The organism is Streptomyces sp. ICC4, assembly GCF_003287915.1.
Lineage (GTDB): Bacteria > Actinomycetota > Actinomycetes > Streptomycetales > Streptomycetaceae > Streptomyces > Streptomyces tritrimontium.
In genome coordinates, this window is record NZ_CP030286.1 from 1 (window position 1) to 24362 (window position 24362).

Here is a 24362-nt window from a genome sequence, read left to right on the forward strand (position 1 = left end):
GAGGTGCCGGTTAGGCGCGGAGCGGCCAGGCTCCCGGACGCCCTGGCGCGGCCCCGGGTGGCGGAGAAGGTGCGGCCGACCGGGCCGGGATGGTCGGGGGGGCCCCCGCCGGGGCCCTGCCCGCGGGGCCCCTGGCCTGACCCCCGGCCCCTGCCCGCCGGCCCCTGGCCTGCCCGCTGACCGCTGCCCGCTGCCCGGCGGCCCCCGCCCGTCGGCGGGGCGTACGGGGCGTGCGGCCGGTCCCCCCCGCCCCGTACGCCCCCGCCGGCTCACGCCGTCGGCGGGGTCTTCGTCCGGGGCGGGGCGGCGGCCGGGGTGAGGGCGGCGGCCGTGCGCAGGGCCGTGGCCCGGGCCCAGGGGCCGCTCGTGGCCAGGCCCACGAGCAGGACGAGCAGGCCGCACACCGTGATGATCCAGTACGCGGGGCGGGCCGCCGCGACGAAGTCGGTCGGGGAGCCGGGCGCACCCGCCATGCCGGCGGCCAGGACCGCGCCGACGATCGCGACGCCCAGGGTTCCGCCGGTCTGCCGGCTGGTGGAGGCCACCGCCGCGGCCACGCCCGCCTGTGCGCGCGGCATGCCGGAGACGGCCGTGTTGGTGATGGGCGCGTTGACCATGCCGAACCCGAGCCCGAAGAGCACGTACCCGATGAAGAGGAGCGGGGTCGAGGACTCGGCGGAGAACGCGGCGAAGAGCAGGCCGCTCGCGGCCATGGTCACTCCGGCGACCGCCAGCGGCAGCCGCGGGCCCCGGGTGCCGACCAGCCGGCCCGAGATCGGGGCGCAGAGGAAGGCCAGGGTCGCCATGGGCAGCATGTAGAGGCCGGCGTCCAGGGCGTCGAGGCCCCGTACGTCCTGCAGGTACAGGGTGTTCAGGAACAGGAACCCGGACAGCGACGCGAAGGCGCACACCGCGATCACCGTGGCCCCGCTGAAGGGGGCGCTGCGGAAGAACCGCGGGTCGATCAGGGGCTCCGCCCGCCTCGGCTCGTAGACCAGCAGCCCGGCCAGGGAGGCGACGGCGAGCGCGGCGCAGCCGAGGATCAGCGGGGAGCCCGGCCCCGCGGCCGGGGCTTCGATGATCCCGTAGGTGAGGGAGCCGAGCAGGGTCATGATCAGCAGCTGCCCGACCGGGTCCGGGCGGCGCGGATGGTCGGCCCGCGACTCGGGGACGTAGCGCAGGGTCAGGGCGAGGGCGACCATGCCGACGGGGAGGTTCACCCAGAAGATGGACCGCCAGCCGACCGAGTCCACGAGCAGGCCGCCGATCAGCGGGCCCGCTGCCATGGAGACGCCGACCACCGCGCCCCACACGCCGATGGCGCGGGCCCGCTCGCGCGGGTCGGTGAAGGTGTTGGTGATGATCGACATGGCGACCGGGTTGAGCATCGAGCCGCCCACGGCCTGGACCATCCGGAAGACGACGAGCCAGCCCAGGCTCGGCGCGAGCGAGCAGAGCAGCGAGCCGAGGGTGAAGAGGACCAGGCCGACGGTGAAGACCTTGCGGCGGCCGATCCGGTCCGCCGTGGAGCCGGCGAGCATCAGCAGGGCGGCGAGGACCAGCGTGTAGGCGTCGATCGTCCACTGCATGCCGGCCACGGAGGCGTCGAGATCGCGGCGCATCGAGGGGAGGGCCACGTTCAGGACGGTGTTGTCGAGGCTGACGATGAGCAGGCTCATGCAGCAGATCGCCAGGACGAGCAGGCGCCTCCTGGGGCTCAAGTCGCGCATGATGCCGATAGTACGGCTAACTAAAGAAGTGTGACCCGAGGCGCGACTGCGCGACAATGGGGGGATGACCACGCTCCCCCCGCCTCTCGCGATCGGCCCGCACACCGTGCAGCCCCCGGTGGTGCTCGCGCCGATGGCCGGCATCACCAATGCCCCGTTCCGAACCCTGTGCCGCGAGTTCTCGGGCGGCAAGGGGCTGTTCGTGAGCGAGATGATCACGACCCGGGCCCTGGTCGAGCGCAACGAGAAGACCATGCAGCTGATCCACTTCGACGCGACCGAGAAGACCCGCTCGATCCAGCTGTACGGGGTCGACCCGGCGACGGTCGGCAAAGCGGTGCGCATGATCGTCGAAGAGGACCGCGCCGACCACATCGACCTCAACTTCGGCTGCCCGGTCCCCAAGGTGACCCGCAAGGGCGGTGGCTCGGCCCTCCCCTACAAGCGGAACCTGCTGCGCGCGATCCTGCGCGAGGCCGTCGCGGGCGCGGGCGACCTGCCGGTCACGATGAAGATGCGCAAGGGCATCAACGACGACCACCTCACCTACCTCGACGCCGGCCGGATCGCCGTCGAGGAGGGCGTCACCGCCATTGCCCTGCACGGCCGCACCACGGCGCAGCACTACGGCGGCACCGCCGACTGGGACGCCATCGCGCGGCTCAAGGAGCACGTGCCGGAGATCCCGGTGCTCGGCAACGGCGACATCTGGTGCGCCGAGGACGCGCTGCGCATGGTCCGCGAGACCGGCTGCGACGGCGTGGTCGTGGGCCGCGGCTGCCTGGGGCGGCCGTGGCTGTTCAACGACCTGGTCGCGGCCTTCGAGGGGCGTCCCGAGGACTTCCACAAGCCCACGCTGCGCGAGGTCGCGCGCACCATGCACCGGCACGCCCAACTGCTCGGGGAGTGGATCGGCGACGAGGCGCGCGGGGTGATCGACTTCCGTAAGCACGTGGCCTGGTACACCAAGGGCTTCTCGGTGGGTTCGGAGATGCGGCGCAAGCTTGCCGTCACCTCCTCCCTGGCCGAGCTGGATGCTCATCTGAGCGAGCTGGATCTGGACCAGCCCTGGCCGGAGAGCGCGGACGGTCCGCGCGGCCGGACGTCCGGAAACAACCGGGTTGTCCTGCCCGAAGGCTGGTTGAAGGATCCCTATGACTGTGCGGGCGTGAGCGAGGAAGCCGAACTGGACACGTCCGGAGGTTGAGAAGTCGTTGGCAAAACGTGCCATCTGCGGCGTGACATACGCCACGCATGGGTGAGGTTTCGCTCAGATGAGCATGTTGGTCACGGGTAAGACTTTCAAAGGGTGGCACTGGGTGCCACCCTTTGTGCGTTCAACTCTTGAACGCAAATGTATCGATGATCGCTCATCCGAGCGTGATTGAGCCTCAGTGAGCCCTTGATCCTTCGGGATGTGAAGACTCTTCGTATGTTCTGGCTACTCGCCAGTTACTTTCGAAGTGGTGGCGGGCGGGTGGTTACGGCCACATGACGGCCAAGTGGACGTACCCAGAAGCCTTCGATCTGGGTATGTTCCTGGCCGTCAGGGCAGCCACCGAGCCTCGAGGAGTCGAGACCCGTGTCGGAAAACAAAGATCAGAAGTTCGTCTACGACTTCACGGAGGGCAACCGCGACCTCAAGGACCTTCTCGGTGGCAAGGGCGCCAACCTCGCCGAGATGACCAACCTGGGTCTGCCGGTCCCTCCCGGCTTCACCATCACCACCGAGGCCTGCAAGGTCTACCTCGACAGCGGCGAGGCCCCGGCCGAGCTGCGCGAAGAGGTCAGCGCGCACCTCGCCGCCCTCGAGGCGAAGATGGGCAAGAAGCTCGGCCAGTCGGACGACCCGCTGCTGGTCTCCGTGCGTTCCGGCGCCAAGTTCTCGATGCCCGGCATGATGGACACGGTCCTCAACATCGGCCTCTCCGACGAGTCCGTCGTCGGCCTCGCCGCGCAGGCCGGCAACGAGCGCTTCGCGTGGGACTCCTACCGCCGCCTCATCCAGATGTTCGGCAAGACCGTGCTGGGCGTGGACGGCGAGCTCTTCGAGGAAGCCCTCGACGAGGCCAAGGCCGCCAAGAAGGTCACCGTCGACACCGACCTCGACGCCGCCGACCTCAAGAAGCTGGTCGCCCGCTTCAAGAAGATCGTCGCCAAGCAGGCCGGCCGCGATTTCCCGCAGGACGCCCGCGAGCAGCTCGACCTCGCCGTCGAAGCGGTCTTCAACTCCTGGAACACCGACCGCGCCAAGCTCTACCGCCGCCAGGAGCGCATCCCGAGCGACCTGGGCACCGCGGTCAACATCTGCTCGATGGTCTTCGGCAACCTCGGCCCCGACTCCGGCACCGGCGTCGCCTTCACCCGCGACCCGGCCACCGGCCACGCGGGCGTCTACGGCGACTACCTGCAGAACGCCCAGGGCGAGGATGTCGTCGCGGGCATCCGCAACACCGTCCCGCTGGCGGACCTCGAGGCGATCGACAAGGCCTCGTACGACCAGCTCATGACGATCATGACGACGCTGGAGACCCACTACAAGGATCTCTGCGACATCGAGTTCACCATCGAGCGCGGCCAGCTGTGGATGCTCCAGACCCGCGTCGGCAAGCGCACCGCGGGCGCGGCCTTCCGCATCGCCACCCAGCTCGTGGACCAGGGCCTGATCGACGAGGCCGAGGCCCTCCAGCGCGTCAACGGCGCCCAGCTCGCGCAGCTGATGTTCCCGCGGTTCGACGAGGACGCCAAGACGACCCTGCTCGGCCGCGGCATCGCCGCCTCCCCGGGCGCGGCGGTCGGCAAGGCCGTCTTCGACTCCTACACGGCCGTCAAGTGGTCCCGCTCGGGCGAGAAGGTCATCCTGATCCGCCGCGAGACCAACCCCGACGACCTGGACGGCATGATCGCCTCCGAGGGCATCCTGACCTCGCGCGGCGGCAAGACCTCGCACGCCGCCGTCGTCGCCCGCGGCATGGGCAAGACCTGCGTCTGCGGCGCCGAGGACCTCGAGGTCGACACCAAGCGCCGCCGCATGACGGTCGGCGGAACGGTCGTCGAAGAGGGCGACGTCGTCTCCATCGACGGCTCGACCGGCAAGGTCTACCTCGGTGAGGTACCCGTCGTACCGTCGCCGGTCGTCGAGTACTTCGAGGGCCGCATGCACGCCGGGGCCGACGACGCCGACGAGCTCGTCGCCGCCGTCCACCGGATCATGGCCTACGCCGACCGCGTCCGCCGGCTGCGCGTGCGCGCCAACGCCGACAACGCCGAGGACGCGCTGCGCGCCCGCCGCTTCGGCGCCCAGGGCATCGGCCTGTGCCGCACCGAGCACATGTTCCTCGGCGAGCGCCGCGAACTGGTCGAGCACCTGATCCTCGCGGACACCGACAAGGAGCGCGAGGCGGCGCTGGCGGCCCTCCTGCCGCTGCAGAAGAAGGACTTCGTCGAGCTGTTCGAGGCGATGGACGGGCTGCCCGTCACCGTCCGCCTGCTCGACCCGCCGCTGCACGAGTTCCTGCCGGACATCACCGAGCTGTCGGTGCGCGTCGCCCTCGCCGAGTCCCGCAAGGACGCCAACGAGAACGACCTGCGCCTGCTCCAGGCGGTGCACAAGCTGCACGAGCAGAACCCGATGCTGGGTCTGCGCGGCGTCCGCCTCGGCCTGGTCATCCCCGGCCTGTTCGCCATGCAGGTCCGGGCGATCGCCGAGGCCGCGGCCGAGCGCAAGAACGCCAAGGGCGACCCGCGCGCCGAGATCATGGTCCCGCTCGTGGGCACCGTGCAGGAGCTGGAGATCGTCCGCGAGGAGGCCGACCAGGTCATCGCCGAGGTCGAGGCCGCCACCGGCACCAGCCTCAAGCTGACCATCGGCACCATGATCGAGCTGCCGCGCGCCGCGCTGACCGCCGGTCAGATCGCCGAGGCCGCGCAGTTCTTCTCCTTCGGCACGAACGACCTGACCCAGACGGTGTGGGGCTTCTCCCGCGACGACGTCGAGGCCAGCTTCTTCACCGCCTACCTGGAGAAGGGCATCTTCGGGGTCTCGCCGTTCGAGACCATCGACCGGGAGGGCGTCGGCTCGCTGGTCCGCAGCGCCGTCGAGGCCGGCCGGGCCACCCGCCCCGACCTCAAGCTCGGCGTCTGCGGAGAGCACGGCGGCGACCCCGAGTCCGTCCACTTCTTCCACGAGGTCGGCCTCGACTACGTCTCCTGCTCGCCGTTCCGGATTCCGGTCGCGCGCCTGGAGGCCGGCCGCGCCGCCGCCGAGGCGAAGGGCAGCGACAGCCGCTGACCCGCCCAGGGCCCCGTACAGGGCCCCCTTGGACCGCGCCTGCCCCCGGGTTCCTGACGCCCGGCGGCAGGCGCGTCTATTTCCCGGCCGCGGCGGGGCCCGGTGTTCGGGGGCCCGGCGCCGCGGTTCGGCGTTCCGGTTCGGCGTTCCGGTTCCGGCGTTCCGGTTCCCGTGCTCCGGTTCCGGCGTTCCGACGTTCCCGGCCGGGCAATATTCGTTCAATGTTGTTCCACAAGCCTTAACGGCAACAGGCGGTGGACGGATCCCCACCCGTCCACCGCCTGTCGCCAATCCGCCGGACACGTCGGCGCTACCCGGTGCGACCGACCGCCAGGCCCCGCAAAGCCCCCCACGGCCTTCGCGGAGCGTTTCGGTCGCGCCGGAGTGTGCCCGGCGGAGTACAGGATTTCGGTTGTCACACCCCCGCCGAAAGGGGTTTCAACTGTGGCTGAAAGGCCATGGTGACCACGTGTGACGGCGTGCATACTCATGGGGCGGGGGGATTGCGGTTGCACAGGTGGGGGTTCGGTGCTGCGTATCCATTTCACTGGAGTGGACCTGGCACGCGTACGGATGGCAGGGCGTCCCGATGCGTTGTGGGAAACGATTTTGAGTTTTCACCGATTAAGAGACCGGCGGGATGCCCGGCTCTTCGGTGAATGGCGTACGGAAACCCGGAGCAGGTTGAATGGTGAAACACGGCTCCTCGGCGCGCTGATACCGAGCCGCGGATATTTCCCCGATTTCCTCACCCCCGTCGAGGGGAAGTACGGGTGGGACGTCGGCCTCGACGCCCTGCGCGCGATCCACCCCGAGCGGATGCGGCGCGAGCTCGTGCTGCTCGGCCAGGGCGCCGGAGCGGGATCGGGCATGGCGGCGGCCTTCGGCATGCCCGTGGCGCCGGGTACGGGCACGGGCACCGACGGCATGGTCCCCAGGCGGCTGCGGGACTTCATGGAGGGCGCCACCACGCACCTGCCCAGGCTTCTCGGCGAGCTGCGCGGCTACCACCGGGCGGCCGTGGAGCCGTACTGGACGCACATCCAGGCCCAGATCGAGGCCGAGCGGGCCGCGCGCGGCCGGGCGCTGCTCGACGGCGGAGCGGACGAGCTGCTCGCCTCGCTGCCGCCGATGCTGCGCTGGCGGGCTCCGGTGCTGGAGTGCGACTACCCCGTGGACCGGGACGTACGGCTGCGGGGGCGCGGGCTGCTGCTCCAGCCGTCCTTCTTCTGCCGGCGCACGGCGGTGACCCTGCACGATCCGGAGCTGCCGCCGGTGCTGGTCTACCCGGCCGCGGCCGAGCTGTCCTCGGCCCAGGCCGGCTGCGAGGCCACCCGGCCGGCGGAGGAGCAGCGCCAGTACCGCCAGCGCAACTTGGGCAAGCTCGTGGGGCACACCCGCTCGGTGGTGCTCCAGGCCATCGGCGACGGGGCCACCACGAGCGAGCTGGCCCGGCGCGCGGGGGTCTCGCTGGCCTCCGCGAGCCAGCACGCCGGGGTGATGCGCGAGGCGGGCCTCGTCACGACGCTGCGCCGGGGCAACGCGGTGCTGCACACGGTGACGCCGCTGGGCGCCGCACTGCTGAAGGGCGGTGCGATCGCCTCGTGAGCGGGCCGCGCCCCGGCGGGTCCGTGACCCGCCGGGGCTGGATGCGGCCCCGGCCGGTCAGACTCGGAAGGGTCCCGTGACCTCGTAGGTGATGCCGCCCGTGGAGCTGCCGCTCGTACCGCGCTGGCTGCTGAAGTAGAGCCGGTTGCCGGCGGGGGAGAAGGCCGGGCCGGTGATCTCCGAGGAGGACTGGCCGGTCACCCGCAGGAAGGGGGCGACCACGTCGTCCGGGGTGATCACGCAGATCTCCAGGTTGCCGCCGTCCTCGGCGACGTACAGGTCGCCGTACGAGGACCCCGTGACGTTGTCGACGCCCGTCAGGGGGGCGCCGCCGCCGGACACCAGGGAGTCGTCGTAGGCCAGCTCGTAGGTGCCGGCCGCGAGGTTGAGCTGCCAGACCCGGTTGTCGCCCTTGGTGGTGAACCAGACCGTGTCGTTGGCGTAGTGGCAGCCCTCGCCGCCGTTGAACTTCTTCGAGCCCGAGACCTGGCTGCGCGTGGCGGTCGGCGAGCCGTCCGGGTCGGGGACGTTGGCCCAGGTGAAGGAGCCGGAGGTGGCCGTGCCGGCCTTCAGGACCTGGAGGGTGCCGGAGGAGAGGTTCCCCCAGGTGGTGGGGATGAAGCGGTAGAAGCAGCCGCTGGTCTCGTCCTCGGTCAGGTAGATCACCTGGCGCACCGGGTCGGCGGCCGCCGCCTCGTGCTTGAAGCGGCCCATCGCCGGGCGCTGCACCGACGCGTTCACCCCGTACGGGTCGGCCTCGTAGACGAAACCGCGGTCGACCTCCTCACAGGACAGCCAGGTGTTCCACGGGGTCTTGCCGCCCGCGCAGTTCTGCCGGGTGTTGGACAGGATCCGGTGGGCGCCGGTGATGGTGCCGGAGGAGTTGAACTTCACCGCGCTCGCGCCGCCGGAGGGGTTGATCTCGGAGTTCGACACGTAGATCCAGCCCGTGCCGTCCGGGAAGCAGGCGCCGCCGTCCGGGGCGCTGTGCCAGGTGTACGAGGTGCCGCTCACGGTCTGGCCCGAACGGGCGATCACCCGGCTGCTGAAGCCGGCGGGCAGCATGATGCCGTTCGCGTCCGCCGCGCCGAGTGCCCCGTAGGGGCCGGCGCCGGGCTGGGCGGGGGCCGCGTAGGCGGCCCCGTGCATCAGAGTGCCGCCGAAGGCGGCGGCCGAGGACCCGATGACGGCCCCGCGCAGGAAGGTACGACGTTCCACGGTCACTCCCGGAGAAGGAGGAGCTCCGCGCCCGGTCGGGCGCGGAGTCGCACACGCGTCGAGGAACATAGGACCGCCGAGTTGACATGACGTCAATTCCACATGGCGCGCGGGCGACCGGCTCGGGGTCAATCCGCTGAGGGGATTCCGGGATATCGGGGCGCTGCGTCCGGGCGGGCGTCCGGGCGGCGTCCGGGCGGGCGTCCGGACGGGGGTTCGGGCGACCTCCGGGTGACGTACTGCGGGACTTTCTGCCCTGGGGGCGGCCCCGGTGCGGGAGGATGGTGGAACCATGAGCCACCACGCAGCCGTCCGCGACATCTCCGGCCGCGCCGACCTGGACGTCGTGCTGCGCCGCTTCTACACGGCGGCCTTCGCCGACCCCCGGATCGGGCCGTTCTTCACCGAGGTGGCCGGCACCGACCTCGAGGTGCACCTGCCCCGGATCACCGATTTCTGGGAGCGGGCCCTCTTCCGCAGCGCCGACTACCGGCGCAACGCCTTCGCCCCGCACGCGGTCCTGAACGCGGCCCGCGAGATGACCGCCGCGGACTTCGGCCGCTGGGTGCAGCTGTGGCGCGCCACGATCGACGGACTGCACCGGGGCCCGAACGCGGAGCGGGCCAAGGCGCAGGGCGAGCGGATCGCGCTGACCCTGCACAAGCGGCTCGCCGGCGCGGACACGGAGCTGCTGCGCGGCGAGGGCACGGTGGGCTTCGTACCGCTGGCGGCCCTGGAGCTGAGCTCGATGCGGGCCTGACCTGCGGTTTCGAAGTTCTCGAAAGAATTTCGCGGGGAGCGATGAGTTTCTCCGGACTCCCCGGTCTACCTCTCGAAAGCAACGGAACGCGTCGAGAGAAGAGAGACCCCGATGTCCTCCACCATGATCTTCGTCAACCTGCCGGTCAAGGACCTCGAGGCCACCAAGACCTTCTGGGGCAAGCTCGGCTACACCTACAACGCCCAGTTCACCGACGAGAACTGCGCCTCGATGCCCATCACCGACTCGATCGTGGCCATGTTCCTGACCGAGGCCCGGTACAAGGACTTCACCCACAAGGCCATCGCGGACGCGACCACGACCTCCGAGGTGCTGCTGTGTCTGAGCGCCGAGAGCCGCGCCGCGGTCGACGAGCTCGTCGACGGGGCCCTGGCGGCCGGGGCCACCGAGCCCCGCCCGGCCCAGGACCACGGCGTCATGTACGGCCGCGCCTTCGACGACCTCGACGGGCACACCTGGGAGATCATGTGGATGGACCCGGCGATGGTCCAGGGCTGATCACGGGCCCCACCGCTCACCGGCCCCACCGCTCACGCCGAGGTCGCGGCCGTCCGCACCGGATAGGTGCGGACCGCCACCTCCTCGTCGTCCAGGCAGCGCCCCGTCTCCAGGTCGAAGCGCTGCTTGAGCAGCGGCGAGGCCACGAAGGTCCGCCCCTCCGCCGAGCCGAGCAGCCCGCGCGAGAGGACGTACGCCCCCGTGAAGGGGTCCCGGTTGGCGATGGCGTACGGGCGCCCGTTGCGGTCGAGGAACACCGCGGCCTGGTTCCCGTCGGGCAGCAGGGCCGCGACCCCGCGCCCGGGGACCAGCTCGGACAGCTCGCACACCGTCAGCCAGCCCTCGTCCACCTGCAGTTCGACGGTCATCGGGTACCTCCCAGGGATCCAACGGGCTCAAGGGTGAGGACGGCCAGGTCGGGCTTGACCTGGTCGCGCTCGGGGACGAACTTCACGGTCGGGTCGGGGGCGCCGGGGGCGTTGACGAAGGAGACGAACCGGCGCAGCCGCTCCGGGTCCTCCAGGGTCTCGGCCCACTCGTCGCGGTAGTGCTCCACGTGGTCGGCCATCAAAGACTCCAGCTCCGCGCACAGCCCGAGCGAGTCGTGCACGATCACGTCCCGCAGGTGGCCGAGGCCGCCCTCCAGCCGCTCCAGCCAGGTGGACGTGCGCTCCAGCCGGTCGGCCGTGCGGATGTAGAACATCAGGAACCGGTCGATGAGCCGGATCAGCTCGGCGTCGGACAGGTCCTGGGCCAGCAGGTCGGCGTGGCGCGGGGTGGCCCCGCCGTTGCCGCCGACGTAGAGGTTCCAGCCGCTCGCCGTCGCGATGACCCCGAAGTCCTTGCTCTGCGCCTCCGCGCACTCGCGGGCGCAGCCGGAGACCGCCGACTTGAGCTTGTGCGGGGCGCGCAGCCCCCGGTAGCGCAGCTCCAGGTCGATGGCCATCCGCACGGAGTCCTGGACCCCGTAGCGGCACCAGGTCTGGCCGACGCAGGACTTCACCGTCCGCAGGGCCTTCCCGTACGCGTGCCCGGACTCGAACCCGGCGTCGACCAGGCGCGCCCAGATGCGGGGGAGCTGGTCGACGCTGGCTCCGAAGAGGTCTATGCGCTGGCCGCCGGTGATCTTCGTGTAGAGGCCGAAGTCGCGGGCCACCTCGCCGATCACGATGAGCTTGTCCGGGGTGATCTCGCCGCCGGGGATGCGCGGGACCACCGAGTACGAGCCGTTGCGCTGCATGTTCGCGAGGAAGTGGTCGTTGGTGTCCTGCAGGGCGGCCTGCTCGCCGTCCAGGACGTATCCGCTCGCACCGAGGGTGGGGGCGAGCGAGGCGATGATCGAGCCGACGGTGGGCTTGCACAGCTCGCAGCCGTCCCCGCCGCGCGCGCCCTCGCGGCCGTGGCTGTCCAGCAGCTGCTGGTACGAGCTCACGCGCAGGGTGCGCACGATCTCGTAGAGCTCGGCGCGGGTGAAGGCGAAGCAGTCGCACAGCCCTTTGTCGGCGGCGGGCGGCATCAGCTGGCCGATCACCTTCAGGCAGCTGCCGCAGCCGGTGCCCGCCTTGGTGCACTTCTTGACCTCGGGCACGGTCGCGTGGGCGGTGATCGCCTTCTTGGTGACGTTGTGGCAGGAGCAGATCACCGCGGTGTCGGGGAGCGAGGAGGGACCCAGGGCGACGGGCGCGCCGGCCCCGGCGGGCAGCACCAGCTGCTCGGGGGTGACGGGCGGCACGGAGCCGGTGAGCGGGCGCAGCAGGCCGTAGGAGTCGGCGTCACCGACCAGGACGCCGCCCAGCAGGACGCCTTCGGCGGAGACGACCACCTTCTTGTAGAGGCCGGAGCGGGAGTCGGAGTAGACGACGTCGAGGCTGCCGGCGGTGGCGCCGTGCGCGTCGCCGAAGGAGGCCACGTCCACGCCGAGCAGCTTGAGCTTGGTGGACAGATCGGCTCCGGTGAACTCCTTCTCGCGGCCCAGCAGGTCCTCGGCGGCCGTCTCGGCCATCTCGTAGCCGGGGGCGACCAGGCCGTAGACGCGGCCGTCGGCGGCGAGCGCGCACTCGCCGATGGCGTAGACGTGCGGGTCGGAGGTGCGGCAGCGGGCGTCGACGGCGATGCCGCCGCGCTCGCCGACGCTCAGGCCGCTCTCGCGGGCGAGCTGGTCGCGGGGGCGGACGCCGGCGGAGAAGACGACCAGTTCCGTGGAGACCGTGGAGCCGTCGGACAGCTTCATGCCGGTGACCGAGCCGTCCTCGCCGGTCACGACCGCCTGGGTGCCGACGCCCGTGTGGACGGTGAGCCCCATGTTCTGGATGGTGCGCAGCAGGGCCGCGCCGCCGCCCTCGTCGACCTGGACGGGCATCAGCCGGGGCGCGAACTCCACGATGCGGGTGGCGAGCCCGAGGCCCTGGAGCGCGCCGGCGGCCTCCAGCCCGAGCAGGCCGCCGCCGACGACGGCGCCGCTTGTGCGGGTCTTGGCGTACTCCTCGATCGCCAGCAGGTCCTCGATGGTGCGGTAGACGAAGCAGCCCGGGGCGTCCTTGCCGGGGACCGGCGGCACGAAGGGGTAGCTGCCCGTCGCGAGCACGAGGACGTCGTACGGGAACACGCGCCCCGAGCGGGAGGTGACGGTCCGGGCCTCCCGGTCGATGGCCTCGGCGGGGTCGTCGAGGTGCAGGGCGATCCCGTGGTCCGCCATGAACGAGGCCGGGGTCATGGAGAGGTCCTCGGGGGTGCTGCCCGAGAAGTACGAGGTCAGGTGCACGCGGTCGTAGGCCGGCCGGGGCTCCTCACAGAGCACGGTGATCCGGTGCGTGGCGGTGGCCCCGAGCTCGGCGAGCGCCTCCAGGTAGCGCTGGCCGACCATGCCGTGGCCGATGAGCACGATGGCGGGGGTGGGCGTGGGCGTGGCTGCGGCCATGATCAGGAGCCTCCGTCGTCGGTGAGCAGGTGGTGCAGGTCGGTGAGACCGTGCTTGTCGGTGAGGGGGGCGCCGTCCTCCCAGCTGCGGGCGAGGGCGCCCACGCTGGAGAGCTCACCGAGCAGGACCCCGCCGACGAGGCGGTCGCCGCGGACGACGACCTTGCGGTAGGTGCGGCGGGTGGCGTCGGCGAGGCGGACCACGTCGTCGCCGGGGAGCGGGGTGGTCTCGCCGAAGGCGGCGAGGTCGAGCGGCCGGTCGCCGCCGGCGGTGAGGGTGAGGCGGGTCAGGGCCCGGGTGCCGGTGTAGGTGGACGGGGCTTCGGTGCCGCCGTCCGGGCCGGTGCCTGCTGCCGGGCCGGTGCCGGCTGCCTGACCGGTGCCTGCTGCCTGACCGGTGTCGGCGTCCCGGCCGGTGCCGGTGCCGGTGTCCGTGCCCGGTGAGGTGGCGGCGCCGGCGCTGATGCCGCGGCCGGTGCCGAGGAGGACCTTGGCGAGGGCCTCGGCCTGTTCCAGGGCGGGGCCGGCCAGGCCGTAGACCCGGCCGGCGTGCTCGGCGCAGTCGCCGACGGCGTGGATGCGGGGGTCGCTCGTGCGCAGCCGGTCGTCGACGACGATGCCGGTGCGGACCTCGAGCCCGGCGGCCAGCGCCAGGCCGGTGCGGGGCCGTACGCCGCAGGCGAGCACGACGATGTCGGCGTCGAGCCGGTAGCCGTCGGCGAGCTCGACCCCGGTGACCCTGCGGGGCGTTCCGGGCTCTGCCCGCACCCGCGGCTCAAACGCCGGCGGGGCTGGATTGCGGCTGGGGCCGCCGGGAGGGTGCTGCCGGACCGCCCGCAGGGCAGTTCCAGCCCCAACGGCGATCGAGGCGCGGGGTCCGGGGCGGAGCCCCGGGAGCGGAGGCGCCGGGGCTCGTGCCGGACCGGCCTGGAGCGGCGCCGCTGGGGCCGTCGACAGGCCGCGGACCCGGCATTCCGTGTGGATCTCGACGCCCAGGCCGGCCAGGTGCGTCCGCAGCAGCTCCGAGGCGTCCTCGTCGAGCTGCCGCTCCATCAGGCGCTCGCCCTGCTGGGTGAGGACCACCTGCGCGCCCCGCTCGGCCAGGGCACGGGCCGCCGAGACGCCGAGGAGGCCGCCGCCGATCACCACCGCGCGCACCCCGGGGCGCAGCGCCGCGGACAGGGCCATGCAGTCGTCCATCGTGCGGAACGCGTGGACCCCGGAGGGCAGCTCCCGGCCCTCGGGTTCGAACAGGCCGCGCAGCGCGGGGAGCACCGGGTTCGACCCGGTGGCCAGGACCAGGGTGCCGTAGGGCTCGACCGTTCCGTCGTCGCAGTGCACCACCTGTTCGGCCCGGTCGATCCGCACCGCCCGGACGCCCCGGCGCAGCGCCGGGCCGGCGGCCGGGAGAGCCGTCACCTCCGGCGCGTACCGGCCGGCCAGGACCTCGGCGAGCAGGACCCGGTTGTAAGGGACGTGCGGCTCCTCGCCGAGGACGGTGACGTTCCCGCCCAGGCGGGACGCGAGCCGCAGGCCCGCGAGGCCGCCGCCGATCACCACCACGCGCTGCTGTTCCGAGGTCATGACCCGAGCGTGCGCGGCTGCTGTTTCCCCTCCGCACCGGCTTTGTTACCCGGACGGAACGCCGACCTCAGCGTCCGGGTTAAGGGTCCGTGAGGCGTTCCTCAAGGCCGCCTTAAGGATCATCCGCCGGACCGGGCGGGCGTGCGGACCGCCCTTAGCGTGGTTCGTATGCGAGATGCGGCGGTGCGGGTCAAGGGCGGAATGCTGGGCGGGGCGGGGATCGTGGCCCTGCTGTGGGCCGCCCAGGTGCGGCCCTCGGCCCGGCTCGACGCGCTGTTCGCGACCGCCGCCCACCTGTCCGGACTGTTCGCCGGGTACGGGGTCCTCGTCATGCTGTTCCTGATGGCCAGGGTCCCCGCCGTCGAGCACGGCGTGGGCGCCGACCGGCTCGCCCGCTGGCACGCGCTGGGCGGCCGCCACGTCCTGCTGCTCTGCTTCGGGCACGGGCTCTTCGCGCTGTGCGGCTACGCCGTGCACGAGGGGGTCGACGTGCTCTCCGCCGTCCGGGAGCTGCTCGGCTACCCGGCCGTGGCGGCCGCGGCGGCCGGGACCGTCCTCCTGGCCGCCGTCGGCGTCACCTCCGCCCGCTCCGTACGCCGCCGCGTCTCGCACGAAACCTGGCGCGGGGTGCACCTGCTGGTCTACCTCGCCGCGGCCCTGGCCTTCGGGCACCAGCTCGCCGGGCCCGACGTGGGCCCCGTCGCCTGGTTCTGGGCCCTCGCCCACGCGGCCGTGGCCGTCCTGCTCGTCTGGTACCGCGCCGTGGTCCCCGTCCGCCAGGCCCTGCGGCACGCGCTGCGGGTCGCCGAGGTCCGCTTCGAGGGGCCCGGAGTGGTCTCCGTCGTCGTCTGCGGGGAGCACCTCGCGGAGCTGCGCGCGGAGCCGGGCCAGTTCCTGCGCTGGCGGTTCCTGCAGCGCCGGCTGTGGCACACCGCGCTGCCGTTCTCGCTGTCGGCGCCGGTCCGCGGGGACGCCCTGCGCATCACGGTGAAGGCGCTGGGCGGCCACTCCCGCCGGATCCGCCGGCTGCGCCCGGGCACGCGGGTCATCGCCACCGGGCCCTTCGGGGCGCTCACCGCCGCCCGCCGGACCCGGCCCAAGGTGCTGCTGCTCGCCGGCGGGGTCGGGATCACCCCGATGCGGGCCCTGTTCGAAACCCTGCCGGGCGGGCCAGGGGACATCACCCTGCTCTACCGGGCCGGGGCCGAGGAGCACCTCGTCCTGCGCTCCGAGCTGGAGGCCATCGCCGCCGAGCGGCAGGCCGGTCTGCACTACCTGCTCGGGCGCTCCGGCGCCGCCGGAGATCCGCTGGCCCCGCAGGCGCTGCTCGCGCTGGTCCCGGACCTGGCGGAGCACGACGTGTACCTGTGCGGGCCGCCCGGGATGGCGGAGGCCGCGCAGGCCGCGCTGCTGTGGGCCGGGGTGCCCGCCGGTCAGATCCACTCCGAGTGCTTCAGCTTCTGAGATCTGCGGGCCGGCCGCTCTGCCTGCCCGCCTGCCCGCCCGCCCGCCTGTCTGTCCGCTTCCGCATCTGCTCCCGCTTCCGCATCCGCTTCCGAGAGGCCGCCGCACCATGCGCCATCCGCTGCACGTCGCCCTGTCCGTGCCCCCGCCCGCCCGGACCGCCGCGGCGGCCGGGCCGGGGGCCGCGGCCGCCCGTCACCGCAGGCCCCGTACCTCCCCGGCGCACACCGTGCTGGCCGCGCTGGCCCGCGTACGGCCCGCGCGGCGGCTCGCGGCCGGGCTCGGGCTGGCCAGCGTGCTGGCCGCGAGCGTGCTGACGGCGGCGGTGGACCCGTCGGCCCCGGTGGCCCCGGACCGGGCGCCGGCCAGGCAAAGCTCAACCTTTGCGCAAGTTTCCGGGGATTGATGGATGGTGCACCCACCTGCTCCGTAGGGTCGGTGCCGTGCCTGACATATCGACAACCATGATCATCGTGCTGTGCGTGGCCGCCGCCGCGGCGGGCTGGATCGACGCCGTCGTGGGCGGCGGCGGCCTGCTGCTCCTGCCGGCCCTGCTCCTCGGCCTGCCGAACGCCCACCCCGCCACCGTCCTCGGCACCAACAAGGCCGTGGCCATCGTCGGCACCGCGGGGGCGGCGGTGACGTACCTGCGCAAGACCCGGGTGGACGTGAAGCTCGCCGTCCGCATCGGCCTGGCCGCCCTCGTCGGCTCGATGGGCGGGGCGGCGCTGGCCGGCGGGATCAGCAAGGACGCGCTGCGTCCGATGATCATGGTCGTCCTGGTGGTCGTCGCGGGCTTCGTCCTCTTCCGGCCCGCCTTCGGCACGGCCCCCTCCGCCACCCCCGTCAGCCGGCAGCGCGTGCTGCTCGCCATCGCGCTGGCCGGCCTCGGCATCGGGTTCTACGACGGGCTCATCGGCCCCGGCACCGGCACCTTCCTCGTCCTGGCCCTGACGGCCCTCCTCCACCTCGACCTGGTCACCGCCTCCGCCACGGCGAAGATCGTCAACGTGTGCACCAACGCCGGGGCGCTCGCGATGTTCGCGTACCAGGGCATGGTGCTGTGGCAACTGGCCGCGCTGATGGCGGCGTTCAACCTGGCCGGCGCGATGGTCGGCGCCCGGATGGCCCTGAAGAAGGGCAGCGGCTTCGTGCGCGGCGTCCTCCTGACGGTGGTCGGCGCCCTCGTGGTCAAGCTGGGGCTCGAACAGTGGGGCTGACCGGGCCGGATCCGGCCCGGGGCGTAAAGTTCCGGTCGTGCCCCACCTCGAGATATCCGACCTGATCACCGTCACGGACCCGCGCAGCGGGGAGCGGCTGCCGGTGCGCCGCGACGAAGTGGTCCGCAGGCTCCGCGCATCCGGGGACCGGCACGCGGCCCACATCGTCGCCCGGCTGCCGGCCGGCCCCGACGAGGTGCTCGACCCCCTCGCCGTGGACCGCCTGATGATCGGCGTCCACACCGAGATGCAGCGGCTCAGCGAGGAACTGCGCGTCGACGAACGTCTCGTGCACGTGATCGCCCCGCTCATCGAGGCCATCCGGGAGATCGCCGGGCGGCGCGGCCGGTTCAGACTCGTCGACATCGGCTGCGGGCTCGGCTACCTGATCCGCCGGCTCGCGGCCACCGGCGCCCTGGGCCCGGGCGTCGAACTCATCGGGGTCGACCTCGACGCCGCGCTGGTCGGCGAGGCCGACCGGCTGGCCCGCGCCGAAGGGCTCGACTGCCGGTTCGTCCACGGCAACGCCTTCGACCTGCCGGAGGTCGCCACCGTCTACGTCTCCACCGGTGTGCTGCACCACTTCCGGGGCCGGGCGCTCACGGAGTTCTTCGAGGCCCAGGCCGACTCCCCGGCACTCGCCTTCTGCCACTTCGACATCGCGGCCACCGGACTGGCGCCCGTCGGCGCCTGGATGTTCCACCGGGCCCGGATGCGCCACCCGCTCGGCCGCCACGACGGGGTGGTCTCCGCCCGGCGCGCCCACTCCGACGAGACCCTGTTGCGCGCGGCGAGCGTGCCCGGCATCCGGCCCCTGGTCTACGAACCCCGCTTCCTGGTCAACCCCTTCTGCACCACCCTGCGCCCGGTCATCGGCGTCCGGCCGGAGCTGGAGGACCCGCTGCGCCGGGCGCTGGGCCGCTCCTCCCGCCGGCTCGTGGGCCCGGAGCACCTGGCCCCGGTCCGCGGGCCGGTCCGTGGGCCGGGCTCCGGGCTGCCCGGTGGCGCCCCGGCCGGCGCCGGAGCCTCCGCCGGGTCCGCCGGGTGAACCCGGCCCTGCCGCTGGCCGCCCTCGGCCTCGTCGACGCGGCCTTCAGCGGCTTCCGCGCCTACGCCGGCCGGGACGCCCGGATCCGCAAGCGGCGCGCCATCACCCGCGCGTCCCTGCGCGGCCTCGCCGTCGGCGCGGCCCTGCTGCTCGCCCCCGCGCTCACCGCCGGCGGCGTCCTGCTGGCCGCCGACGATCCGGACCGGGCGTACGCGGCCCTCGCCGACGGCGGCGTCGGCTTCCTCCTCCCGCTCGGGGTCCACGCGCTGGCCGTCGCGCTCTCGCTCGCCGCGTACCTCGTCCTGCCGTTCAGGGCCAGCACCCTCGCGACGGTGATCGGCCTCGGGCCGCTGACCCTGGCGCGGCCGCTGGTCGTGGCGGCCGCCTGCGGGGGCGCGCTCCTCGCCGGGGGCGGCTCGGCCTCCCTGCTCGTGGGCGCCGTCGCGGGCGCCGCCGTGCTGTCCGTCGAGCCGTTCGTGCACCGCCGCTGGTACGCGCCTTCGTACTGAGGGCCGCCGCCGGGCTCAGTACGTGCCGGTGAGGTGGGCGAAGACGACCACGTTGCCCCGGTAGCCGGTGCGCGGGGAGAAACCGCCGCCGCAGGTGATGACGCGGAGCTCGGCGCGCGGCGAGGACCCGTAGACGCGGGCGTCCGGGAAGACCTTGGCGTCGTAGACCTCGACCGCGTGGACCGTGAACACGGCCGTACGTCCGTCCGCGCGGGCGACCTCGATCACGGCGCCCCGGCGCAGCGCCCCGAGGTGGTAGAAGACCGCCGGGCCGGTGGCGTCGTCCACGTGCCCGGCGACGACCGCGGTGCCGGTGGCGCCCGGGGTCGTCCCGTCGCGGTACCAGCCCGCCAGGTCCCGGCGGGCCGGCGGCGGCACCTCGAGGCTGCCGTCGGACTGCAGGCCGAGCCCGGTGAGCGGGGCGTCCACCCGGATGGAGGGGATCTTGATGCGGGTGGGCGGGGAGCCGGGGAGCGGGGCGATGGCCCCGGGGTACTGGGCGTGGGCGCTCAGGGCCTCGCCGGGTGAGGGCAGCGGGGGCCGGACCTCTTCGCCGGATCCGCTTCCGACGAGCCAGACGCCGATGCAGGCGGCGAGCGCCACGAGCCCGCCGGAGCGGGCTCGGTTCGTGTCCATCACGGGCCCCCTCGCCGTCGCGCCTTCGAACGCTGTGTGGTGACTGGCCGTCGCCCGGCCCCGCGAACGGGGGGGACCTCGCGGGGCGGGCGACGGGGGACGGTACCGGTCGGACCGCGGCCGGAGCCGCGGTGGGCGTCCGTCAGCTCCGCGTGCCGCTCGCCCGGCGACGCAGGAGCCAGATACCGCCGGCGGCGGTCGCGGCCAGCACTGCCGCTCCCGCCGCGATCTTGGCGGGGTCGGCGGTGGTGGTCGTGCCACCGCCCACCCCGGTACGCACGTGGCCCTGGGGGCCGCGGTCGTGTTCGGTGACGATCAGGTCGCCGGTGGCGAACTTGCCGTTCGCGCAGGTGGCGCCGATGCCGTAGGTCCCGGGAGGGGTGCCGCGGGAGACCTGGAACTGCCCCACGACCACCTCCTTGCGGGTCCCCGGGGTCAGTTTGAAGCGGCCGCCACCGACGGTGGTGGCATCGCCCTCGGCGTGGCTCGCGCGGCCGCAGGCGCTGGTGTTCACCGTGACGGTGGTGCCGGGGGAGGCGGACTTGGGCCAGACCTCCAGCGGGGCGAAGTCCCCGGCCGCGAAACCCGCCACGCCCAGCTCCGCGGCGGCGACCGCGCCGGCCACCGGGCCGGTGAACGCGGCAGCGGTCAGCGCGGTGGCGGTGAGCACGTGGGCGGTGCGTCGGCGCATTGGAGGTCTCCTGTGGACACGGGGTCGTGTTCCCGAGATAACCGGGGGTGGCGGCTGCGCGCCTGCTGATGCGCTGTCAGATGTGGCCCGGAGTGCCCGTCGGCACACCGTTTCCGCAGGTCGGAGGCGACGAGGGGCCATCCGTGGACCCCCACCCCGTCCGGGTGACGGCGGCCCTCCTCGGGGCGCCTCAACCCTCCCCGGCCCTCGCCGGGGGGTGCCCCGGGCCGGGGGCGGGATCGGCCGGCGGGAGGGTGATCTTGGCCGAGGCGCCGGGCGGGGCGGCGTTGGCCAGCGTGACCGAGGCGCCGATCACCTGGGCCTGGCCCAGGGCGATGGTCAGGCCGAGGCCCGTGCCCTGGCCGCGTTCCGTCGCGCCGGTCAGGAACCGCTGCGGGCCGTCGCGCAGCAGCGGCTCCGGGAAGCCCGGGCCCTCGTCGCGGACCGTGACGGTGTTCCCGGCCACCGTCACGGTGATCGGGGCCCCGCCGTGCCTGCGGGCGTTGACCAGCAGGTTCGTCAGGATGCGTTCCAGGCGCCGCGCGTCCGTGCGCACGCACCCCGGGCCGTCCGCGCCCAGCACCAGGGCCCCGACCCCCGAACACCGGGTGATCGACTCCACCAGCGGGCCCAGCCGGTGCGTGTCCAGCTGCGCCACCTCCCGGTCCGCGTCCAGCCGGGCCACTTCCAGGAGGTCCTCGGTCAGGGTGCGCAGGGCCGAGACCCGGTCGCGCACCAGCTCCGTGGGCCGGCCCGGCGGCAGCAGTTCGGCGGCGGTGTGCAGCCCGGTCAGCGGGGTCCGCAGCTCGTGCGCCACGTCGGCCGTGAACCGCTGCTCCGCCACCAGCCGCCGCTGCAGGCTCGCCGCCATGGTGTCGACCGCCGCGGACAGCTCGGTCACCTCGTTGCGCGTCCCCGGCACGCTCGACGGGCCGATCCGCGCGTCCAGCTCGCCCGCGCTGATCCGCCGGGCCGTCTCGGCCGCCGACCGCAGGTCCTTGCTCAGCCGGCTGGCCAGCGCCGCCCCGCCGATCGCCGCGAGGCTGACGACCACCACCCCGAAGGCGATCAACTGGTGGTCGAGGTCCTGCAGTTCCTTCTGGTCGGCGGCCAGCGACTGGCGTACGGAGAGCACTTGGTCGCCGCCGACCGGCCGGGCGGCCCACACCGCGGGGCGGGGCCCGTCCAGATCGAGGTAGGTGGTGCGCCGGCCGGCGAGGGCGGCCTTGCGCAGGGACTCCGGCAGGCTGGGGCAGTCGATGCGGGCGTCGGCCTCGCCGACCTTGTCGAAGTCCAGCCGGCCCGTGAGCTCGTACACCTGCCGCACGCGGACGAGTTGGGCGACGGCGCTGTGCCGGGCCGCGTCGGCCACCTGGCGGGCGCGGGCCTCGTGGATCAGCACGCCGATGGTGAGGGCGACGAGCGAGCAGCCGACGGCGAGCAGGACGGAGATCTTCCAGCGCAGGCCCAGGGCGTGCAGGAGGCGGCGGCAGCTGAACACGGCGCCCTTCACCGGGCGCCCTGGCCCTTTCGGACCGGGGAATCGGATCCCGAGGGCAGCGGGGCCGGGCACGGTCCGGGGCGGGCGCCGGAGATGCTGTCGCCGAACTGCCGCTCGTCGCTGAGCACGGTCATCCGCCGGCCGTCCCAGTGGTAGCGGACGGCGTGCGCGGAACCGTCGTCGTCGGCGGTGCGGACCAGCAGGTCGCTGCCGACGATCTCGGGGCTCATCCGGCGGCCGGTGGTGAACAGGATCGGCACGAGCTTTCCGCCGGCCACGGTGTAGACGCTCAGGGCCGAGCGCCCGGTGGCGCTGTCGGCGGCGATGATCAGCTCGCGCTTCCCGTCACCGGTCAGGTCCGCGAACGCCGGCGGCCGGACCCCGGCGCGGCCGGGACCGTCGATCTTCCCGGCGCGGCCGAACGCCTTCATCGTCCTGTCCGCGCCGAGGACGGCCAGCACGTCGACCTTCTCGACCCCCTCCGGCCCCACGGTGGGGCCGGTCGTGAGCGGCTCCGGCGGCGGCATCCGGCTGGCCACCGCGGTGCCGCCCGCGGTCGCGGAGTCGTCGGCCCACAACGGCCACAGCGGTGTGGGCCGGGGCTGGGCCGAGACGGGCGGCGCGGGCTCGCCGTGGCCGAGGCCGCCGGGTGCGGCGCAGCCGCCGAGGCCGGTGCAGAGCAGGACGGCGGCGAGGCTGCGGCGGGTCAGTCGATTCATGGGGGCGGAACCGTGGGGTGGGGGGAGGAGGCAGACTGACGGTAGACGGCGTCGGTCACGGGCGTCGGGAGGTTGTGTAACAGCGGTGCGTACGGGGGCCCGCGCCGCCGAACTCGGGACCTTCGCCCCGGCGTCGGCCGGCCGGGAGCCGCGGGACAGCCCACTGTGAGTCGAGGGAGGGCCGCATGACATCGGCCGATCGGCCGGAAGGCCACGGCGAAGGAACGATTCCCCCGGGGGAGCTCCGTGCCGGGACCCGCGCCGGGATCCGCGCGGCGGAGGAACTGCCGGAGCTGCCCTTCTTCGTCTACGGGACCTTGCGGCCGGGCGAGGTCAACCACGACCTGTTCCTGCGCGGCCGCACGGCCGCCGAGGAGCCCGCCCGCCTGCCGGACGCGGCGCTGTACGAGGGCCCCGGATACCCCTACGCCGTCGACCGCCCGGGCTCCGCCGTGGCCGGGGAGCTGATCACCCCGGCCCCGGGCGCCTACGGGGAACTCCTCGTCGCGCTCGATCTGCTGGAGGAGTACGAGGGCCCCGGCAGCCCCGGCAACATCTACGACCGCACCGCCCGCGAGGCCCTGCTCCCCGACGGCACCCCGGTCCGTGCCTGGGTCTACCTGGCGGCGACCCCACTGGCCCGCCGCCTCGCCCGCTCCGGCAGGCAGATCCCCGGCGGCGACTGGCTGCGCCGCTAGGCCGTCTCTTTTGGATCTTGTCGGCCCGGCAAGATCCGAAAGAGACGCCCTAGGTGTGTTGCCTCGTTAGGTTGGGGACGCGGCTCGCGGGTGGTTTGCCTGCGAGTGCGGTGTGTCCGCGGTGGTGATTGTAGGAGTGGAGCCAGCCGGGGAACGCTTCGCGGCGTTCGATGTCTGACCGGTAGGGGCGGGCGTAGGCCCATTCGTCGAGCAGGGTGCGGTTGAAGCGTTCGACCTTGCCGTTGGTCTGGGGCCGGTAGGGCCGGGTTCGTTTGTGGGTGATCCCGGCCGCCGCCAGGCTGTCGCGCCAGTCGCGTGAGCGGTAGCAGGAGCCGTTGTCGGTCAGAACCCGTTCGACGGTGATCCCAGCGCCGGTGAAGAAGGCGTGGGGCCGTTGCCAGAAGGCGGTGGCGGTCTCCTTCTTCTCGTCCGCGTGGATCTCGCTGTAGGCGAGGCGGGAGTGGTCGTCGACGGCGGTGTGCAGGTAGCTGTAGCCAGCGTTCCTGCGGGTCTTGCGGCCCGCTTGCCGACCCCGGACCTTGTGTCCGCCGGGCCGGTCCCCAGCGGCGCAGGAGGCGGACCTTGATGATCCGGTGTTCGGTCCGGGTCGGTACGGCAGAAACCCGCCAGAACTTGATCTTGGGTTGAGCCGGTGGTTTACCACGTCATGCGTTGGGCTGTCGTGGCTACGGGCCTTCTGCCTCGCGGCATGACCTCGGGCGGCACGATGCGGCGCGGGTGCCTGGAACGTCGTTGGCTGCCGGATCTTGCGGGGCGTGGGGATGACTTCGATCGAGCGGACTGCGTATCCGCGTTTCAAGCGGCTGGTCAGTACGCATGAGCTGCATCTGTTCTTCGCGCCGACGCGGGAGGAGGCGGCGTGGGCGGCGGAGCGGATGGACGCGGATGGAGATCAGCTGGCCCTGCTGCTGGCGTTGAAGTCGTACCAGCGGATGGGCCGGTTCCCGAGGCCGGAGGAGTATCCGGAGGCGGTGGTCGATTTCGTGCGCCGCGCGGTGGAGCTGCCGGAGGCTACGCCGGTGCGGGTGGGTGGCCGTACGGCGGTGCGGAAGCGGCCGGTGGTGCATTCGTCGACCCTTGACGGCCTCGGTCTCCTGTCCCAGACCCGGGTGCAAAGCAGGCGTCTCAGCTCTCGGCGGGGGCGGCGGGCTGGTCCGCTTGCCGGGAATCGGATCGCCATCAACGGGGTTGGTGGGGGATGAGCCGTTAATCGCCATCAACGGGGTTGG

At 73.1% G+C, this 24362-nt stretch carries 21 protein-coding genes and 1 pseudogene; 12 read left to right on the top strand and 10 right to left on the bottom strand.

Annotation, left to right across the window (positions count from 1 at the left end):
• Window positions 1-269 precede the first annotated feature (269 nt).
• Entirely contained in the window at window positions 270-1730 is a 1461-nt protein-coding gene (locus DRB89_RS00005; RefSeq protein WP_112450550.1) for an MFS transporter, read from the bottom strand.
• A 64-nt stretch (window positions 1731-1794) separates the two neighbouring features.
• Between DRB89_RS00005 and dusB the strand changes: the two genes are divergently transcribed.
• From dusB to DRB89_RS00020, 3 genes are all read left to right on the top strand, one after another.
• Window positions 1795-2937: a tRNA dihydrouridine synthase DusB gene (dusB, locus tag DRB89_RS00010; protein ID WP_204357814.1), complete on the top strand. Its 1143-nt coding sequence runs from the start codon at window positions 1795-1797 to the stop codon at window positions 2935-2937.
• A gap of 375 nt (window positions 2938-3312) precedes the next feature.
• Complete coding sequence (gene ppdK / locus DRB89_RS00015; RefSeq protein ID WP_112450552.1) at window positions 3313-6021, top strand: pyruvate, phosphate dikinase; 2709 nt, start codon at window positions 3313-3315, stop codon at window positions 6019-6021.
• 528 nt (window positions 6022-6549) lie between these two features.
• The gene (locus DRB89_RS00020; protein WP_112450553.1) at window positions 6550-7629 is read left to right on the top strand and encodes a helix-turn-helix domain-containing protein; all 1080 of its coding nucleotides are present in this window, start codon (window positions 6550-6552) and stop codon (window positions 7627-7629) included.
• Window positions 7630-7686: 57 nt separating this feature from the next.
• On the opposite strand, the gene DRB89_RS00025 is transcribed toward DRB89_RS00020, so the two are convergent.
• Window positions 7687-8847, bottom strand: a complete 1161-nt coding sequence (locus tag DRB89_RS00025) for an alkaline phosphatase PhoX (RefSeq protein WP_112453700.1) — start codon at window positions 8845-8847, stop codon at window positions 7687-7689.
• A 292-nt stretch (window positions 8848-9139) separates the two neighbouring features.
• Between DRB89_RS00025 and DRB89_RS00030 the strand changes: the two genes are divergently transcribed.
• Together DRB89_RS00030 and DRB89_RS00035 are read left to right on the top strand one after the other, a co-directional pair.
• Window positions 9140-9607 carry a group III truncated hemoglobin gene (locus DRB89_RS00030; RefSeq protein WP_112450554.1) on the top strand — a complete coding sequence of 156 codons (468 nt, stop codon included), beginning with the start codon at window positions 9140-9142 and terminating at the stop codon, window positions 9605-9607.
• A 111-nt stretch (window positions 9608-9718) separates the two neighbouring features.
• Window positions 9719-10126: a VOC family protein gene (locus tag DRB89_RS00035; protein WP_112450555.1), complete on the top strand. Its 408-nt coding sequence runs from the start codon at window positions 9719-9721 to the stop codon at window positions 10124-10126.
• A 32-nt stretch (window positions 10127-10158) separates the two neighbouring features.
• Here DRB89_RS00035 and nirD read toward each other — a convergent pair whose 3' ends face one another.
• The 3 genes from nirD to DRB89_RS00050 are packed head-to-tail and all read right to left on the bottom strand — an operon-like array spanning window position 10159 to window position 14626.
• Window positions 10159-10494: a nitrite reductase small subunit NirD gene (gene nirD / locus DRB89_RS00040; RefSeq protein ID WP_112450556.1), complete on the bottom strand. Its 336-nt coding sequence runs from the start codon at window positions 10492-10494 to the stop codon at window positions 10159-10161.
• On the bottom strand, window positions 10491-13043 hold the full coding sequence (nirB, locus tag DRB89_RS00045) for a nitrite reductase large subunit NirB (RefSeq protein ID WP_112450557.1): 2553 nt from the start codon (window positions 13041-13043) through the stop codon (window positions 10491-10493). The genes nirD and nirB overlap by 4 nt, the downstream gene beginning before the upstream one ends.
• 2 nt (window positions 13044-13045) lie before the next feature.
• Window positions 13046-14626, bottom strand: coding sequence for an FAD-dependent oxidoreductase (locus DRB89_RS00050; RefSeq protein WP_112450558.1), 1581 nt, complete (start codon window positions 14624-14626; stop codon window positions 13046-13048).
• 168 nt (window positions 14627-14794) lie between these two features.
• Between DRB89_RS00050 and DRB89_RS00055 the strand changes: the two genes are divergently transcribed.
• The 5 genes from DRB89_RS00055 (at window position 14795) to DRB89_RS00075 (ending at window position 18867) form a co-directional block, all read left to right on the top strand.
• Complete coding sequence (locus DRB89_RS00055) at window positions 14795-16090, top strand: ferric reductase-like transmembrane domain-containing protein (protein ID WP_112450559.1); 1296 nt, start codon at window positions 14795-14797, stop codon at window positions 16088-16090.
• 109 nt (window positions 16091-16199) lie between these two features.
• Window positions 16200-16496 (top strand): hypothetical protein, encoded by a 297-nt coding sequence (locus tag DRB89_RS00060; RefSeq protein ID WP_112450560.1) that lies wholly within the window; start codon window positions 16200-16202, stop codon window positions 16494-16496.
• Between the two features lie 37 nt (window positions 16497-16533).
• Window positions 16534-17310 (top strand): TSUP family transporter, encoded by a 777-nt coding sequence (locus DRB89_RS00065; RefSeq protein ID WP_112450561.1) that lies wholly within the window; start codon window positions 16534-16536, stop codon window positions 17308-17310.
• Window positions 17311-17347: 37 nt separating this feature from the next.
• Complete coding sequence (locus DRB89_RS00070; protein ID WP_112450562.1) at window positions 17348-18358, top strand: class I SAM-dependent methyltransferase; 1011 nt, start codon at window positions 17348-17350, stop codon at window positions 18356-18358.
• A complete protein-coding gene (locus DRB89_RS00075; RefSeq protein ID WP_112450563.1) occupies window positions 18355-18867 on the top strand; it encodes a hypothetical protein in 513 nt (170 codons plus the stop codon). Before DRB89_RS00070 ends, DRB89_RS00075 begins: the two co-directional genes overlap by 4 nt.
• A gap of 15 nt (window positions 18868-18882) precedes the next feature.
• Here DRB89_RS00075 and DRB89_RS00080 read toward each other — a convergent pair whose 3' ends face one another.
• From DRB89_RS00080 to DRB89_RS00095, 4 genes are all read right to left on the bottom strand, one after another.
• Window positions 18883-19503 (bottom strand): class F sortase, encoded by a 621-nt coding sequence (locus tag DRB89_RS00080; protein WP_112463176.1) that lies wholly within the window; start codon window positions 19501-19503, stop codon window positions 18883-18885.
• 142 nt (window positions 19504-19645) lie between these two features.
• A complete protein-coding gene (locus DRB89_RS00085) occupies window positions 19646-20194 on the bottom strand; it encodes a hypothetical protein (protein WP_239515945.1) in 549 nt (182 codons plus the stop codon).
• Window positions 20195-20384: 190 nt separating this feature from the next.
• Entirely contained in the window at window positions 20385-21695 is a 1311-nt protein-coding gene (locus DRB89_RS00090; protein WP_239515946.1) for a HAMP domain-containing sensor histidine kinase, read from the bottom strand.
• An 8-nt stretch (window positions 21696-21703) separates the two neighbouring features.
• On the bottom strand, window positions 21704-22414 hold the full coding sequence (locus DRB89_RS00095; RefSeq protein ID WP_204357603.1) for a hypothetical protein: 711 nt from the start codon (window positions 22412-22414) through the stop codon (window positions 21704-21706).
• 185 nt (window positions 22415-22599) lie between these two features.
• Here DRB89_RS00095 and DRB89_RS00100 point away from each other — a divergent pair, with 185 nt between their 5' ends.
• Entirely contained in the window at window positions 22600-23112 is a 513-nt protein-coding gene (locus DRB89_RS00100) for a gamma-glutamylcyclotransferase family protein (protein ID WP_112446336.1), read from the top strand.
• A 49-nt stretch (window positions 23113-23161) separates the two neighbouring features.
• Here DRB89_RS00100 and DRB89_RS00105 read toward each other — a convergent pair.
• Window positions 23162-23717, bottom strand: a pseudogene (locus DRB89_RS00105) (integrase core domain-containing protein); the annotation flags it as partial.
• A gap of 177 nt (window positions 23718-23894) precedes the next feature.
• On the opposite strand from DRB89_RS00105, the gene DRB89_RS00110 reads away from it, so the two are divergent.
• Window positions 23895-24335 carry a DUF4158 domain-containing protein gene (locus DRB89_RS00110; RefSeq protein WP_239515947.1) on the top strand — a complete coding sequence of 147 codons (441 nt, stop codon included), beginning with the start codon at window positions 23895-23897 and terminating at the stop codon, window positions 24333-24335.
• The last annotated feature ends 27 nt before the right edge of the window (window positions 24336-24362 follow it).

Bases quoted from the DNA above. Each gene is read 5' to 3' on its own strand.
- DRB89_RS00030 (WP_112450554.1), top strand. From the start codon at position 9,140: ATGAGCCACCACGCAGCCGTCCGCGACATCTCCGGCCGCGCCGACCTG.
- DRB89_RS00085 (WP_239515945.1), bottom strand. From the start codon at position 20,194: ATGCGCCGACGCACCGCCCACGTGCTCACCGCCACCGCGCTGACCGCT.
- DRB89_RS00035 (WP_112450555.1), top strand. From the start codon at position 9,719: ATGTCCTCCACCATGATCTTCGTCAACCTGCCGGTCAAGGACCTCGAG.
- DRB89_RS00095 (WP_204357603.1), bottom strand. From the start codon at position 22,414: ATGAATCGACTGACCCGCCGCAGCCTCGCCGCCGTCCTGCTCTGCACC.
- dusB (WP_204357814.1), top strand. From the start codon at position 1,795: ATGACCACGCTCCCCCCGCCTCTCGCGATCGGCCCGCACACCGTGCAG.
- DRB89_RS00050 (WP_112450558.1), bottom strand. From the start codon at position 14,626: ATGACCTCGGAACAGCAGCGCGTGGTGGTGATCGGCGGCGGCCTCGCG.
- nirD (WP_112450556.1), bottom strand. From the start codon at position 10,494: ATGACCGTCGAACTGCAGGTGGACGAGGGCTGGCTGACGGTGTGCGAG.
- DRB89_RS00110 (WP_239515947.1), top strand. From the start codon at position 23,895: ATGACTTCGATCGAGCGGACTGCGTATCCGCGTTTCAAGCGGCTGGTC.
- DRB89_RS00005 (WP_112450550.1), bottom strand. From the start codon at position 1,730: ATGCGCGACTTGAGCCCCAGGAGGCGCCTGCTCGTCCTGGCGATCTGC.
- DRB89_RS00080 (WP_112463176.1), bottom strand. From the start codon at position 19,503: ATGGACACGAACCGAGCCCGCTCCGGCGGGCTCGTGGCGCTCGCCGCC.
- DRB89_RS00060 (WP_112450560.1), top strand. From the start codon at position 16,200: ATGCGCCATCCGCTGCACGTCGCCCTGTCCGTGCCCCCGCCCGCCCGG.
- nirB (WP_112450557.1), bottom strand. From the start codon at position 13,043: ATGGCCGCAGCCACGCCCACGCCCACCCCCGCCATCGTGCTCATCGGC.
- DRB89_RS00055 (WP_112450559.1), top strand. From the start codon at position 14,795: ATGCGAGATGCGGCGGTGCGGGTCAAGGGCGGAATGCTGGGCGGGGCG.
- DRB89_RS00100 (WP_112446336.1), top strand. From the start codon at position 22,600: ATGACATCGGCCGATCGGCCGGAAGGCCACGGCGAAGGAACGATTCCC.